Origin of the sequence: Massilia sp. METH4, assembly GCF_037094685.1 — a bacterium.
In the GTDB taxonomy this organism is placed as follows: domain Bacteria; phylum Pseudomonadota; class Gammaproteobacteria; order Burkholderiales; family Burkholderiaceae_D; genus Rugamonas.
On record NZ_CP146614.1, the window covers coordinates 6,541,614 to 6,555,964 of the forward strand.

15 protein-coding genes are annotated in these 14,351 nt (G+C 67.6%); 9 read left to right on the top strand and 6 right to left on the bottom strand.

All coding sequences use genetic code 11. The features are described from left to right. Positions 1-104 precede the first annotated feature (104 nt). The 8 genes from V6Z91_RS28365 (at position 105) to V6Z91_RS28400 (ending at position 9,504) form a co-directional block, all read left to right on the top strand. A complete protein-coding gene (locus V6Z91_RS28365) occupies positions 105-1,931 on the top strand; it encodes an AI-2E family transporter (protein WP_338764256.1) in 1,827 nt (608 codons plus the stop codon). 63 nt (positions 1,932-1,994) lie between these two features. Further along, the gene (locus V6Z91_RS28370) at positions 1,995-2,318 is read left to right on the top strand and encodes a hypothetical protein (protein ID WP_338764259.1); all 324 of its coding nucleotides are present in this window, start codon (positions 1,995-1,997) and stop codon (positions 2,316-2,318) included. 92 nt (positions 2,319-2,410) lie between these two features. Beyond that, entirely contained in the window at positions 2,411-3,979 is a 1,569-nt protein-coding gene (locus V6Z91_RS28375; protein ID WP_338764262.1) for a TerC family protein, read from the top strand. Beyond that, the gene (locus V6Z91_RS28380) at positions 3,976-4,587 is read left to right on the top strand and encodes an exopolysaccharide biosynthesis protein (protein ID WP_338764264.1); all 612 of its coding nucleotides are present in this window, start codon (positions 3,976-3,978) and stop codon (positions 4,585-4,587) included. Before V6Z91_RS28375 ends, V6Z91_RS28380 begins: the two co-directional genes overlap by 4 nt. 19 nt (positions 4,588-4,606) lie before the next feature. Then, on the top strand, positions 4,607-5,449 hold the full coding sequence (locus V6Z91_RS28385) for an undecaprenyl-diphosphate phosphatase (RefSeq protein ID WP_338764266.1): 843 nt from the start codon (positions 4,607-4,609) through the stop codon (positions 5,447-5,449). Positions 5,450-5,686: 237 nt separating this feature from the next. Beyond that, positions 5,687-7,714, top strand: coding sequence for a TonB-dependent receptor (locus tag V6Z91_RS28390; protein WP_338764269.1), 2,028 nt, complete (start codon positions 5,687-5,689; stop codon positions 7,712-7,714). 18 nt (positions 7,715-7,732) lie between these two features. Further along, positions 7,733-8,122, top strand: coding sequence for a MerC domain-containing protein (locus tag V6Z91_RS28395; RefSeq protein ID WP_338764271.1), 390 nt, complete (start codon positions 7,733-7,735; stop codon positions 8,120-8,122). A 164-nt stretch (positions 8,123-8,286) separates the two neighbouring features. Next, complete coding sequence (locus tag V6Z91_RS28400; protein ID WP_338764273.1) at positions 8,287-9,504, top strand: YeeE/YedE family protein; 1,218 nt, start codon at positions 8,287-8,289, stop codon at positions 9,502-9,504. 27 nt (positions 9,505-9,531) lie between these two features. Here V6Z91_RS28400 and V6Z91_RS28405 read toward each other — a convergent pair whose 3' ends face one another. From V6Z91_RS28405 to V6Z91_RS28430, 6 genes are all read right to left on the bottom strand, one after another. Further along, complete coding sequence (locus V6Z91_RS28405; protein WP_338764275.1) at positions 9,532-9,888, bottom strand: DUF2200 domain-containing protein; 357 nt, start codon at positions 9,886-9,888, stop codon at positions 9,532-9,534. An 8-nt stretch (positions 9,889-9,896) separates the two neighbouring features. Beyond that, the gene (arfB, locus tag V6Z91_RS28410) at positions 9,897-10,292 is read right to left on the bottom strand and encodes an alternative ribosome rescue aminoacyl-tRNA hydrolase ArfB (RefSeq protein WP_338764277.1); all 396 of its coding nucleotides are present in this window, start codon (positions 10,290-10,292) and stop codon (positions 9,897-9,899) included. A 35-nt stretch (positions 10,293-10,327) separates the two neighbouring features. Next, positions 10,328-10,705, bottom strand: a complete 378-nt coding sequence (locus V6Z91_RS28415) for a DUF779 domain-containing protein (protein ID WP_338764280.1) — start codon at positions 10,703-10,705, stop codon at positions 10,328-10,330. Further along, positions 10,705-12,225, bottom strand: coding sequence for an aldehyde dehydrogenase (gene adh, locus V6Z91_RS28420; RefSeq protein WP_338764283.1), 1,521 nt, complete (start codon positions 12,223-12,225; stop codon positions 10,705-10,707). The genes V6Z91_RS28415 and adh overlap by 1 nt, the downstream gene beginning before the upstream one ends. Before the next feature lie 460 nt (positions 12,226-12,685). Further along, the gene (locus tag V6Z91_RS28425) at positions 12,686-13,240 is read right to left on the bottom strand and encodes a glutathione peroxidase (protein ID WP_338764286.1); all 555 of its coding nucleotides are present in this window, start codon (positions 13,238-13,240) and stop codon (positions 12,686-12,688) included. 43 nt (positions 13,241-13,283) lie between these two features. After that, positions 13,284-13,535, bottom strand: coding sequence for a hypothetical protein (locus V6Z91_RS28430; RefSeq protein ID WP_338764288.1), 252 nt, complete (start codon positions 13,533-13,535; stop codon positions 13,284-13,286). A gap of 184 nt (positions 13,536-13,719) precedes the next feature. On the opposite strand from V6Z91_RS28430, the gene V6Z91_RS28435 reads away from it, so the two are divergent. Further along, positions 13,720-14,343 (top strand): exopolysaccharide biosynthesis protein, encoded by a 624-nt coding sequence (locus V6Z91_RS28435; RefSeq protein WP_338764289.1) that lies wholly within the window; start codon positions 13,720-13,722, stop codon positions 14,341-14,343. The last annotated feature ends 8 nt before the right edge of the window (positions 14,344-14,351 follow it).

Sequence of the window (14,351 nt, forward strand, 5' to 3'; positions counted from 1 at the left end):
GACATGCCGGCGGCAAGTGCTGCGCTTGCCGGCGCGAAAGTGCACTATGATCCCGTTGTGCAACTCGTGCGTTGCAAGCCGTTCCAACCGTCGAACTATCGAACATGTTCCCGAAACGCCCGTCCAACTTCATCATCACGGCCACCTGCGTCATCGCCCTGCTCCACTTCGGCCGCGAGGTGTTGCAACCAATCACCCTGGCACTGGTGCTCAGCCTGGCGCTGGCGCCGCTGATCCGCGCCATCGGCCGGCTGGGCGTGTCGCGCACGGTGGCCACCTTCGTCGCGCTCGGCCTGGCGATATCGGCGCTCGCCGGCGCGGCCGTGGTGCTGGTGGCGCAGCTGTACGCGCTCACGGCCGACCTGCCGCAGTACCGCGCCGAGATCCGCGCCAAGCTGAAGGAAGTGCAGGTGCTCACCGAGCGGCCGCTGTCGCGCCTGCCCACCGAGCTGCTGGAAGGCGTGCCGCCCGCGCCCGCCACCGGCACCTCGCTGCGCGGGCGCCGCGGCGCATCGCAGCCGGTGCCGGTGGTGATCCAGGAACCGACGTCGACGCAGGATTCGCTGACCCGGGCCGTGGCCCTCGTCTCCGGCCCGCTGGGTGCCGGCGGTCTCGTGCTGGTGCTGCTCGTGTTCATCCTGCTGGACCAGGAAAACCTGCGCGACCGGCTGATCCGGCTTGCCGGCCAGCGCGAGGTGAGCCGCACGCTGAAGGGCCTGGAGGACGCGGCCCAGGGTGTGTCGCGCTTCTTCTTTTCCCAGTTCATCGTCAACATCGTGTTCGGCGTGGTCATGGGGGCGATCCTGTGGCTGCTGGGGATTCCCCATGCCGTGCTGTGGGGGGCGCTGTGCGGTGTGCTGCGCTTCGTGCCCTACATCGGCGCCCTGATCGCCGGCGGCGCGATCGCGTTGTTCGCCGCCGCGGTCGATCCGGGCTGGTCGCTCGCCCTGCTGGCCGTGCTGCTGTTCGTCACGCTGGAACTGGTGCTGGCGAACGTGATCGAACCGCGCGTGTATGGCCACAGCTCGGGCATGTCGCCGCTGGCGGTGATCGTCTCGGCACTGTTCTGGAGCGCCGTGTGGGGCCCGGTCGGCCTGCTGCTGTCCACGCCGCTGACGTTGTGCCTCGTGGTGGCCGGCCGCTACATCAAGGGCCTGGAACCGGTAAGCATCCTGCTGGCCGAGATGCCGAACGCCAGTACGGCGCAGCGCTTCTACCACCGCGCGCTGAGCGGCGACGCCGCGGCCATCATCCAGGATGCCCGCGTCTTCCTGCGCAAGTCCACCCTGGCGCGCTACTGCGACCAGGTACTGCTGCCCGGGCTGGCGCTGGCGTTGGCCGACCGGCGCAATGGCGTGATGGACAAGTCCCAGGACGAGCGCATGCGCGGCACCCTCGCCGTGGTGGCCGACGCGCTGGCCGCCGGGGGCCACGGCGGCCGCGCGCGGCGCCTGAATGTTTCGATGCTCAACGAAGGGATCGGCGCCCACCTGCGCCACCAGCGCGAGGAACGGCTGGGGCGCTGGCAGGGCTCGCTGGACGTGCCGGCCCGCTCGGTGGTGCTCAGCGTCGGCTTTCCCGGCACGCGCGAGGAATTCCGCAGCGAGCTGCTGGTGCTGGCGCTGCGCGAAGCCGGCATCGATGCGCGCAGCATCGTGCTGAACGACGGCGACGACGAAGAGCGGCCGGAGGCGGAACACATCGTCTCCACCGTGTTCGTGGTCTATCCGATCGACACCGCGTTCGAGGAATGGCGCGAAGGGGTTGCCGCGCTGCGCGAAAACCTGCCGGAGGTGCCGCTCGTGACGATCCGCCCGCGCGAGGACGCGCCGGTGGCGCCGGCCGTCGTGGCCGAGCACGTGGACATGGTGCTGCAATCGTTCGAGGAAGCGCTGGCGTTCGTGGCGCCCGTGAAGCCGGCGAAGGGCTAGTGCAGGACGGCCGAGCGCCGCAATGCGTGGTACACTCGTCCCGTTACCTGTAACGTTATGTCTATGAGACGATTATTCGTCATCTTCCTTGCCCTGCTGTTCCCCCTGAATGTGTACGCACTGTCGATGTCCGTCTCGTCGATGCAAGGCGGCGTGCCCGCACAAGCGCCTGAACATCTCGTTGCGCTGGCCGACGCCGTCGTTATCGATGCGGATTTCGACCTCGATCCGGACGAACCGCCCGCCGGCATGGATTTCCACGACACGGTGAGCGCGCCGCCCCGGCTGCTGCGCGCCGTTCCGCCCGACACATCGATTTCTTCCGCCCTGCCCGATTGGCGCGGGCTCGATCCCCTGCCGCCCATCAAGCCGCCGCCCGCCGCCTGATTCCCCACGCCGGTCGGCCGGCGCGCTGTCTTCGCTCGCCCGGCACTGCCGGCGCGCGTCATTTTCCCGTTGTTCAAAGAGGTTTTACGTATATGGAATGGCTATTCGACCCGGCAATCTGGGCAGGATTGCTCACGCTCGTCGTCCTGGAAATCGTGCTGGGTATCGACAACCTGATCTTCATCGCGATCCTGGCCGACAAGCTGCCGCCGCACCAGCGCGACAAGGCGCGGCTGATCGGCCTGTCCCTGGCGATGCTGATGCGCCTTGGCCTGCTGACCATCGTTTCCTGGCTCGTCACGCTCACCACGCCGCTGTTCGCCGTCGGACCGCTGTCGTTCTCCGGCCGCGACCTGATCCTGCTCGGCGGCGGCATCTTCCTGCTGTTCAAGGCCACGATCGAGCTGCATGAACGGCTCGAGGGCGTGGCGCACACGCACAACGAGTCGAAGGTGTATGCCGGCTTCGCCGCCGTGGTGGCGCAGATCGTGGTGCTGGACGCCGTGTTCTCGCTCGACGCCGTGATCACCGCCGTGGGCATGGTCGATGAACTGGGCGTGATGATGGCCGCCGTGATCATCTCGATCGGCGTGATGATCCTGGCCTCGAAGCCGCTCACGCGCTTCGTGAACGCGCACCCCACGGTGGTGGTACTGTGCCTGTCGTTCCTGCTGATGATCGGCCTGTCGCTGGTGGCCGAAGGGCTGGGCTTCCACATCCCGAAGGGTTACCTGTACGCCGCGATCGGCTTCTCGATCCTGATCGAGACACTGAACCAGTTCGCGCGCCGCAACTTCCTGAAGAACGAGGCGCGCGTGCCGCTGCGCGACCGCACCGCCGCGACGGTGCTGCGCCTGATGGGCGGCCGCAGGCGCCTGGACGCCACGGCCAATGCGACGGAGCCGCCGACGCCGGAACAGCAGGCCTTCGCCGTCGAGGAGCGCAATATGGTGAGCGGCGTGCTGACCCTGGCCGACCGCTCGGTGCGCTCGATCATGACGCCGCGCGGGGAAGTGTCGTGGGTGAATCTGGACGATCCGGCCGAGACGATCCTGGCCCAGTTGCAGGACACGCCCCACGGCCTGCTGCCCGTCTGCCGGGGCCAGCTCGACGGCGTGATCGGCATCGCCCGCACCAAGGACCTGATCGCCGGCCTGCTGGTGCGCCGGCGCATCGACGAATCCCCGGCTGGCCCGATCCGCAAGCCCATCGTGCTGCCCGATACGGCCGGCGTACTGAAGGCGATCGAGACGCTGAAGCGCTCGCACGGCCAGCTGGTGCTCGTGACGGACGAATACGGCGTGGTGCAGGGCTTGCTGACGCCAGTGGACATCCTGGAAGCGATCGCCGGCGAATTCCCGGACGAGGATGAACAGCCGGCCATCCGCCCCCTGGGCGCCGGTGCGTGGGAAGTCGATGGCACGGCGGACCTGCACCTGCTCGAACAGGTGCTGGAAACGGATGGCCTGGTCAGCGACGAGACCGATTACACGTCGCTGGCCGGCTTCCTGCTGGCGCGCTTCGAGCGCTTCCCGGACGTGGGCCAGGCCATCGAGAAGGATGGCCTGCGCTTCGAGGTGGCGGCCGTCGAAGAACGGCGCATCGCGCGCGTGGCGATCAGCCGCATCGTGCCCGTGCAGCCGGAGGAGGTGGCGCCATGACGAAGCACGGGAGCGGCCCTGCCCTGTCCGAGATCCTGCAGGGGCTGGCCGACGACGACGGGCGCGAGCGCATCTCGATCGGCGACCTGCTGACGGCGCTGGCGGACCGCGCGCTGGCGGCCCTGATCTTCGTGTTTGCCTGCCCCAATGTGCTGCCGACGCTGCCCGGCACATCGGCAATCCTGGGTGCGCCGCTGGTGATCCTGGCCGCCCAGCTGGCCTTCGCCCGCAAGCCGTGGCTGCCCGCCTTCATCGCCAGCCGGTCGATGGCGCGCGGCGACTTCCAGTCGCTGATCGGCAAGATCGTGCCGTGGTTGCGGAAAGCGGAGCGCATGCTGCGCCCGCGCGGCAGCGCCTGGGCACTGCCGCCCATGGAATACGTGGTGGGCCTCGTCTGCCTGCTGCTCGCCATTGTCGTGCTGCTACCCATCCCGCTGGGAAATATGCTGCCCGCGCTGGCGATCAGCATGCTGGCGCTCGGCATCCTGGAGCGCGACGGCGTGTGGATCGTGGCCGGTCTGGCGACGGCTGCCGCCTCGGCCGTGCTCGTTTCAGGTGTGATATTTGCCGCACTGAAGGCTTTACTGTTTATCATGATGACTTTCTGACATGACAGGATAGAAACGCATGACCGTAACATCGATCGGATGGCTGGAAGCTGCACTGCTGGGACTGGTACAGGGCTTGACCGAATTCCTCCCGATTTCCTCGAGCGCGCACCTGCGCATCATCGGCCCGTTCCTCCCTTCCGGCCTCGATCCGGGGGCCGCGTTCACGGCCATCACCCAGATCGGCACCGAACTGGCCGTGCTCATCTTCTTCCGCAAGGACATCGCCCGCATCGCCACCGCCTGGCTGCGCGGCCTGGGCGACCGTGCCGTGCGCAAGGATCCGGACGTGCGACTGGGCTGGCTGATCATCGTCGGCTCGCTGCCCATCGGCATACTGGGCCTGCTGCTGCAGGACGCCATCGAAACCTACCTGCGCAACCTGTACCTGACGGCGACGATGCTGATCGCCTTCGGCGTGCTGCTGGGCTTCGCCGACCGCACGGCGAAGCAGCGCACGACGCTGGCGCAGATGACCTGGCGTGACGGCATCCTGTTCGGCTTTGCCCAGGCGATGGCGCTGATCCCCGGCGTCTCCCGCTCGGGCGGCACGATCACGATGGGCTTGCTGCTGGGCTATACCCGCGAGGCGGCGGCGCGCTACTCATTCCTGCTGGCGATTCCCGCCGTGATGGCCTCGGGCGGCTACCAGCTCTATAAAAGCTTCGGCGTGGCGGGCCCCGTCGCGCCGGGCCCCACGGCGCTGGCCACGGTGGTCGCGTTCTTCGTCGGCTATGGCGTCATCGTGGGCTTCCTCAAGATCGTCAGCAACCGGGGCTTCTGGCCGTTCGTGATCTACCGGATCCTGCTGGGCATCGTGCTGCTGGCGATGCTGAACGCGGGGCGGCTCGCGCCGATCTGACGCGGCGGCAGGTGCAACATCGAGCGGCGGCCTGGTGCCGCCGCTCGCCTTTCCGGGTGTGCCGCAGCGGCATCGCTCACGCAGATATTGATAATGCATTCTCAATATCGTATAGTACGAGCCTTTCCCGCCATCCCCCGGAGCACCATCTTGCGTCCCCCGTCCCGCCTGCGCTTGCCGGCATCCTTCCCTTTCCGCCCTCTTTTGCGTCCCCTTTCGCGTCCCCTTTCGCGCGCCGTGCTGGCTGCCGGCGCGCTGCACGGCGCCGCGCTCGCCGCGGAAGAACCCGTGGAACCCGCGCCGACCCAGGTCGTTGAAATCCGCGCCAGCCGGGACGAGGAAAGCCGCACCGTACCAGGCGTCGCCGCGCGCGGCTTGCCTGGCACCGTCACCGCGGTGACGGCCGACGACATCGCCACCCTCGTCGTGGGGCGGGACATCTCCAACGTGTTCCAGCGTATTCCCGGCGTGGTGGCGAACAATATCGACCAGGGCGACACGGGCAACGGCTTTCGCATGCGCGGCTTCGCCACCCAGGGCACGCACGGCGCCGATACCGCCATCAGCATCGACGGCGTGCCGCAGAATATCCCGTCGAGCCAGGGCGGCGCCGGCCACGGTCCCGCCTTCCTGGAATGGATGACGGCCGACATGATCGCCACCATCGAGGTGATCAAGGGCCCGGTATCGGCCCTGTACGGCGACCAGAACCGCGCGGGATCGGTCGACATCGCCACCCGCGAGGGTGGCGCCGGCACGCCCTCCAGCGCCGCGCTCACGCTCGCCAGCCATGGCGGGCGCCGCGCTTCGCTCACGCTTTCCGGCGAACACGGGGCCGTGCGCTCGCTGCTGGTCGCGGACCGCTACCGCAGCGACGGCTTCCGGCACGGCGCCCGCACCGACCGCAAGAACCTGTTCTGGAAGCTCTCCACCACGATCGGCGACGGCATCTACAGCCTGCGCGCCAGCTGGTACCGGGCCGATTACGCGGGCGCCGGCTACCTGCCGCTGCCGGCTCTCGAAGCGGGTCTCGATCCCCATGCCACGCAATTCGGCCTGCCCGGCTTCGGCGACGCGCGCCGCACCACGCTGGTGTTCAACCGCCAGCCCACGGGTACCGCCGGCTGGTTCGCCACCGCCTATGTCGAGGATTTCGAACGCAGCCGCGCCATCGCGACAAGCGCCACGCAGCACACCTTCGGCTACGACGACCGCACGATCCGCGGCGGCCGGCTGGGGAACACCTGGGCGTTCGGCGAGACGGCGGTGCTGACGGCCGGCGTCGACACGCGGGCCGACAAGGGCGTTGCGCTGCGCCGCCAGTACCAGTTCCACCGGCCCACCCCCAATTACGTCAACAACCAGGATCTCGACTTGCTGACCTGGGGCGCCTTCGCGCAGGCCCAGGTGCGCGTCGCGCCGGCGCTGAAGCTGCATGCGGGTGCACGCTACGACCGTTTCGACTACGACCTGGCCAACCGCAAGCTGCCGGCCGCCTCGACCGGCTACCGGGGATCGGCGTTCACGCCGAAGGCCGGCGCGATCTGGACCCCGTTGCCCCAGCTGGAACTGTTCGCCAACGTGGCCCAGGGCTTCCGCTCGCCCGCCGCGGAGCAGATCAGCGCCAGCGGCAGCCTCGGGCCGCTGGGCGCCCCGGGCGGGCGCAGCAACACCGCCATCGATCCCAGCAAGGTGCGTTCGCACGACGTGGGAATCAATGCGCGGCCGGCCGCCGGCTGGAGCGTCGCCGCCGCTGCCTACACCATCAAGAATGACGACGAGATCGTCAACACCGCGCCGGACGTGTTCTTGCCCTCGGGCCGTACCACGCGCAAGGGATACGAATTCGACGTGCAGTACCAGGCCGGCCGCCGCCTCGCCGCCTGGCTGAGCTACGGCCGCATCCTGCGCGCGCAGCTGGACAATCCGGCGCCCGGCGCCGGTGCCCTGCTGTCGGTACCGGCGCACACGTGGAAGGCCGGGGCGCTGTACCGGCGCGACAAGCTCATGCTGAGCGGCGACGTATATGTGAGCGCCCGCAATCCTTACTACATGGGCACGCCCGCGGTGCGGCGCGACATGCCGACCTATGTGCGCTACAGCCTGAAATCGAGCTATGACCTGGGGGCACTGCAGGCGTCGCTGGGCGTGGTCGTGCAGCCCCACGAATTCGCCAGCGACATCGCCTACGGCACGACGACCGGCCTGCTGGTCTCGACGGTGCCGCGCACCCAGGTCGAGGGCTCGCTGCGCTACTTTTTCTGACCGTTGAAAGGAATCCCCATGAACAAGCTCTCCAGCGCGGCCGACGCCACCGGCATCTTCGCCTCCGCCCTGTGCATGATCCATTGCCTGGCCATGCCGGTGCTGCTGGCTGTCCTGCCGGCCATGAGCTGGGCCGAGGACGACCATCTGCACGAAGTGCTGATCGGCGTGGCGCTGGTGGCCGCCCTGCTGTCCCTCGGGCCGGGCTACCTGGTGCACCGCCGCGGCACCGTGCCGCTGCTGGGCGGCGCGGGCCTGGCCTGCCTGGCGGTCGCCATGTTCATCGTCGAGCCCCGCTATGGCCATGGCGCGGAAGCGGTGGTGAGCGTGGCGGGCGCGCTGCTGCTGCTGGGCGCCCACGTGCGCAACCGCATCTGCTGCCGGCATTGCGCGGCGCGCCAGTCTTGAGGCCTGGTTCGGGCCACCGGCCGGATCGAGCGGCCGGAGGTAACCGGTGGCGCCAACGTGGTTTTCTTGACCATTGTCCACCCGGCCAGTTTTGGACGGCCGCCTGCAAGGAACAAAAAAACGAGGGAAAATAACGGCTTACGCATTTTCTTCCTGGTTTTCCCATGTCTGTTTCAGCTACCGCAAACTTCCCGCGCCCGTCCGCCGTCAATCCGAAACCGCTGGGCGCGGCCCTTCTCCTGATCGCCCTCGGCGCCTTGTTCCTCGGCCAGGTCGTGGGCCCACGGCAGGCTGCCCTGTACGTTGTCGGCGCGCTGCTCGGCGTGTCGCTGTATCACGCGGCCTTCGGCTTCACGTCGGCGTGGCGCGTGTTCATCGCCGACGGCCGCGGCGCCGGCCTGCGCGCGCAGATGCTGATGCTCGCCATCGGCGTGGCGCTGTTCTTCCCCGCCTTATCGAGCGGCACGCTGTTCGGCAACCCGGTCACGGGCCTCGTGTCGCCGGCGGGCACGTCCGTCATCGTCGGCGCCTTCATCTTCGGCATCGGCATGCAGCTGGGCGGCGGTTGCGCCTCCGGCACGCTGTACACGGTGGGCGGCGGCAGTACGCGCATGATCGTCACGCTGCTGTTCTTCATCGTCGGTTCCGTGATCGGCACCGCCCACATGCCGTTCTGGACGTCGCTGCCGCAACTCGAACCCATCTCCGCCGTGAAGGCACTGGGCCTCGCGCCGGCGCTGGCGCTCAACTGGCTCGTTTTCGCGGCCATCGCGGCGATTACCGTCGTCGTCGAGAAACGGCGCCACGGCCGCCTCGTCGCCGCGCACACGCAGCCGAAGCACGCGTCGCCGTGGCTGCACGGGCCCTGGCCCCTGGTAGCCGGCGCCATCGCGCTGGTAGTACTGAACTTCGCCACGCTGGCGCTGTCGGGCCGCCCGTGGGGCGTAACCTCCGCCTTTGCGCTGTGGGGTGCGAAGGGTGCCGCGCTGTTGGGCATCGACGTCGGCAGCTGGACCTACTGGTCGACCGGCAAGAACGCCGCCGCCCTCGCCGCGCCGGTGTGGGAAGACATCACTTCAGTGATGGATATCGGCATCGTGCTGGGCGCGATGCTGGCTGCCGCGCTGGCAGGTCGCTATGCGCCCGTCTGGAAGATCCCGAAGCGCTCGCTGATCGCCGCCGTCGCCGGCGGCCTGCTGCTGGGCTACGGCGCCCGGCTGGCCTACGGCTGCAATATCGGCGCCTACTTCAGCGGCATCGTCTCCGGCAGCCTGCATGGCTGGCTGTGGCTGGTGATGGCCTTCGCCGGCAACGTGGTGGGCACGCGCATCCGGCCGCTGTTCGGGCTGGAAGTGGAGCGCGTGAAGCCGACGGCCTGCTGAAGCGCCGCAGGCCCGGCCCGCTGGCGCTCAGGGGCCGGGGCGCAGGATCTTGTCCAGCGCCTTTCCCTTGGCCAGCTCATCGATGAGCTTGTCCAGCCGGCGGATATTGCGCATGCGCGGGTCTTCCACCTCTTCCACCCGCACGCCGCATACCACGCCCGTGATCAGGGCGCTGTTCGGATGCATGGCGGGCGCCTGGGCGAAGAATGCCTCCATATCGGTCCCCGCGGCCAGCTGTTCGGCCAGGCCGGCCGGGGTATAACCGGTCAGCCAGCAGATGATGCGGTCCACGTCTTCCTTCGTGCGCTGCTTGCGCTCGGCTTTTTGCACGTACATCGGGTACACCTTCGCAAACGGCGTCCCGTAGATGCGATGGTCCGGCATGTTGCCTCCTATTCGGTGACCTTGCCCCGCAATGCCTTGATCTTCCCGCTGCGCACTTTGGCATCGACGCGCCGCACCTGCGAACCCCTCGTCGGCCGCGTGGGCCGGCGCACGACCGGCACGAACGCCGCCTGGTCGACCAGTTCCTGCAGGCGCCGCAGCGCATCTTCCTTGTTCTGTTCGAGGCTGCGCGAGCCCTGCGCCTTCAGCACCAGCACCCCTTCGCGCGTGACGCGCGCATCGCGCAGCGCCAGCAGGCGCTCCTTCACGTGCTGCGGCAGCGACGATGCGGCAATGTCGAAGCGCGCGTGCACGGCGCAGGAAACCTTGTTGACGATCTGGCCGCCCGGGCCCTGGGCGCGGATGGCGGTGAACTCGACTTCGTGTGGATCGATGGCGGGCATGCCGTATTGTAGGGCACGCGCCGGTGCCCGCCCACTCAGCGTCGTTCCTCGCGCAACCGCTCGCACTCCTCGTCCGTGAACAGCCGCGAGCGCACGAGGAACCGCCGCCCCGTGCCATTGTCGAGCGAGAACATGCCGCCATTCCCCTGGACCACGTCGATGATGAGCTGCGTGTGCTCCCAGTATTCGAACTGCTCGCGCCCCATGTAGAACGGCGCGCCGTCCAGGTCGCCCAGGTGCACGTCCGTGTCGCTGATGTTGAATTCGCCGGCCGGGTAGCACATGGGCGCGCTGCCGTCGCAGCAGCCGCCGGACTGGAAGAACATCAGCGGGCCGTGCCGCCGCCGCAGCTCGCCGATGAAGGCCAGCGCGGCGGGGGTGGCGGTCACGCGGGGGATCGCCGCGTCGCCCATCAGAAGAAGCCCAGCGCCTTCGGGCTGTAGCTCACCAGCAGGTTCTTCGTCTGCTGGTAATGGTCGAGCATCATCTTGTGGTTTTCCCGGCCGATGCCCGACTGCTTGTAGCCGCCGAACGCGGCGTGCGCCGGGTACAGGTGATAGCAGTTGGTCCACACGCGGCCCGCCTGGATCGCCCGGCCCACGCGGAAGGCGCGCGCCCCGTCGCGCGTCCACAGGCCGGCGCCCAGGCCGTACAGCGTGTCGTTGGCGATGCGCAGCGCGTCCTCTTCATCCTTGAAGGTGGTCACGGAAACGACGGGGCCGAAGATCTCTTCCTGGAAGATGCGCATGCGGTTGTCGCCCTTGAACACAGTGGGCCGCACATAGTAGCCGCCCTTCAGGTCGCCTTCGTGCGTGAGCCGCTCGCCGCCGGCCAGCACCTCGGCGCCTTCCTGCCGCCCGATGTCGAGGTAGGACAGGATCTTTTCCAGCTGTTCCTGCGAGGCCTGGGCGCCGATCATCGTGTTCGCGTCCAGCGGGTTGCCGGCCTTGATCTTCGCCACGCGTTCCAGCGCGCGCTCGATGAAGCGCTCGTAGATCGATTCCTGCACCAGCACGCGCGACGGGCAGGTGCACACCTCGCCCTGGTTCAGCGCGAACATCGCGAAGCCTTCCAGGCACTTGTCGAAGAATTCGTCGTCGGCGTCCATCACGTCGGCAAAGAAGATGTTCGGCGACTTGCCGCCCAGCTCCAGCGTCACCGGAATCAGGTTTTGCGCGGCATATTGCATGATCAGCCGGCCGGTGCCGGTTTCACCCGTAAACGCGATCTTGGCGATGCGCTTCGACGAGGCCAGCGGCTTGCCTGCCTCCAGCCCGAAGCCGTTGACGACGTTCAGCACGCCGGCCGGCAGCAGGTCGCCGATCAGCTCGATCAGTACCATGATCGACGCCGGCGTCTGCTCGGCGGGTTTGAGCACCACGCAATTGCCGGCGGCCAGCGCGGGCGCCAGCTTCCACACCGCCATCAGGATCGGGAAGTTCCACGGGATGATCTGGCCGACGACGCCCAGCGGCTCGTGGAAGTGGTAGGCATAGGTTTCATGGTCGATCGTGGAAATGGCCCCTTCCTGCGTGCGGATGCAGCTGGCGAAGTAGCGGAAATGGTCGATCGCCAGCGGAATGTCGGCCGCCTTCGTTTCGCGGATCGGCTTGCCGTTGTCGATGGTCTCGGCGGTGGCCAGCAGCTCCAGGTTCTGCTCCATGCGGTCGGCGATGCGGTTCAGGATGTTGGCGCGCTCGGCCGGCGAGGTCTTGCCCCAGGCTTCGCGGGCGGCGTGGGCGGCATCGAGCGCCAGCTCGACGTCCTCGGCCGTCGACCGGGCGACCTCGCAGAACGGCTGGCCCGTGATGGGCGTGACGTTGGCGAAGTACTCGCCCTTGGACGGGGCCACGAACCGGCCGCCGATATAGTTGTCGTAGCGTTCGCGGAAGGGGTTGGCAACGCCCAGTTTGCTGATGTCGGCAAGGTTCATGTCTTCCTCTTTCTCGGTGGTTGTGATGGTGGACTTGCAGCCCATGACGTCATCGCAAACTCCATGCCAGCCATTGCTCCGCCGTGGGCCAGGCGTGCTGCCACAAGCGACTGTTCCATTCCGGGACAGGTGCTACATCGCCTGCGCAGAGCCGCAAGACAGTATTGCACTGCGACCGGCGGCAGGACAGGCAGCGTGCCTGGGCACTGCCGGACGGCTTCTTCGACGATAGATGAAACTCGGGCGCCCGCCCGAAGACATTGAAAGTGGGTACGCGGCGAGGTGCTGCACGCACACCACGGCAGAACCCGTGTGCCGCCGCGCGCCGGGCGTATCGCCTGCTACAGTCTATCCCAAGCTGCCGCGGATGCAATCGCCGTCAGCGACACGCGGGCGGACCGCGCACGGCCCCCTGCCCGATCGTGCTGACGGTCGTGTCAGCCGATCAGGCAATCGTGGGCTACGCCTTGGCCAGCTCGGCCTCGATCGCGGCGACGAGGCGCGGATCGTCGGCGGTGACGTCCGGCGCGAAGCGGCCCACCACGTCGCCGTTGCGGCCCACCAGGAACTTCTCGAAGTTCCACAGCACGTCTTCCTTGCGGGCCGGATGCACGCCGTATTGCGTGAGCTTTTCGCGGAACGGGCCGTCGCCGGTCGCCTGCGGCTGGGCGGCCACGAGCGCGCCGTACAGAGGGTGCTGGTCGTCGCCGAGCACGGAGATTTTCGAGTACAGCGGGAATTTCACGTCGTAGTTCAGCGAGCAGAAGGCGCTGATCTCTTCATCCGTGCCCGGTTCCTGGCCCATGAAGTTATTGGCGGGGAAGCCCAGCACTTCCAGGCCTTGCGCGCGCTTGTCCTGGTACAGCGCCTCGAGCCCGGCGTATTGCGGCGTCAGCCCGCATTTCGATGCCACGTTCACGATGAGCAGCACCTTGCCACGGTGGGCGGCGAGCGTGTCGTCGCCGCCGTCGATGCGCTTCAAGGGAATATCCTGCAATGCCTGTGCGGTACTCATGGTTGTCCTTTGAATGGTTGAAAGGACATTCTAGCGGCTTCGCTCAGAGGAAAGGCCAGCTGAGGATGCGCTTCAGGTGCAGCACCGGGCGCACCACGAGATAGCCGATCGCAAAGACGAACGCGAGCACGCTGCGCAGGTCGCCCATGAAGGCCAGCCAGAAGCCGCCGACGGTGGCGGCCGCGACGGCGACCATCAGCCACACCTCGATGCTGAGGAAAAACGGTGCCGCCGCGCGGCAGGCGTGCAGGACGAGCACGATCACGTCCTTGAGGGTCTTGACTTCGCTGTTCATGACTGTATCTAGTAAGGCAGGGGCCGCTTGCTGGGGATCAATGCCCCGTCCGGGCCGGGGGCGAAATCTTACACCAGAACCATGCCAATGGCCGCTTTTGCTATACAATTCGCAACTATTTGTCGAGTGATCCCGGCAGTGAGAGTCGGCGATCCCGTTCCACCAACCCATTGAAGAGAATTCCATGCACGGCGATTCGATTTCCCAACGGCTCCGCTCCCTCGTCCGCTCGCTGCCGCCCACCGGCATCACGCTCGCCGAACTGATCCACCGGGTCGGCAACGATGGCCTCCTGCTGCTGACCGCCCTGCTGACGCTGGTTTTCCTGATTCCCGTGTCGATCCCGGGCGTTTCCACCGTGTTCGGCGCCGCCATCCTGCTGATCGGCCTTTCCCGGCTGTTTGGCCGCGAACTGTGGCTTCCTTCGAAGATGCGGCACAAGACGATCGGCACGAAGAAGCTGCGCCCCGTGCTGCGCAAGGCGCTGCCGTGGCTGCAGAAGATCGAGCGCGTGAGCCGTCCCAACCGCATCCGCTGGCTGGTGACGCAAGGCCCGGTCGAACGCATGAACAATGCCTCGATCATCCTGGGCGCCGTGCTCCTGATGATGCCGTTCGGGATGATTCCGTTCAGCAATACCTTCCCCGCCGTGGCACTGCTGTTCCTGGCGATTGGCCTGCTGCAGCGCGATGGCGTGTGCGTGCTGCTGGGCTATATCAGCAATATCGTTACCATCGGCTATTTCGGCCTGCTGATCACGGGCGGCGGCATGGCCATGCGCGAAGCGTTCGTCCGCCTCACTGCCTGATCCCTGCC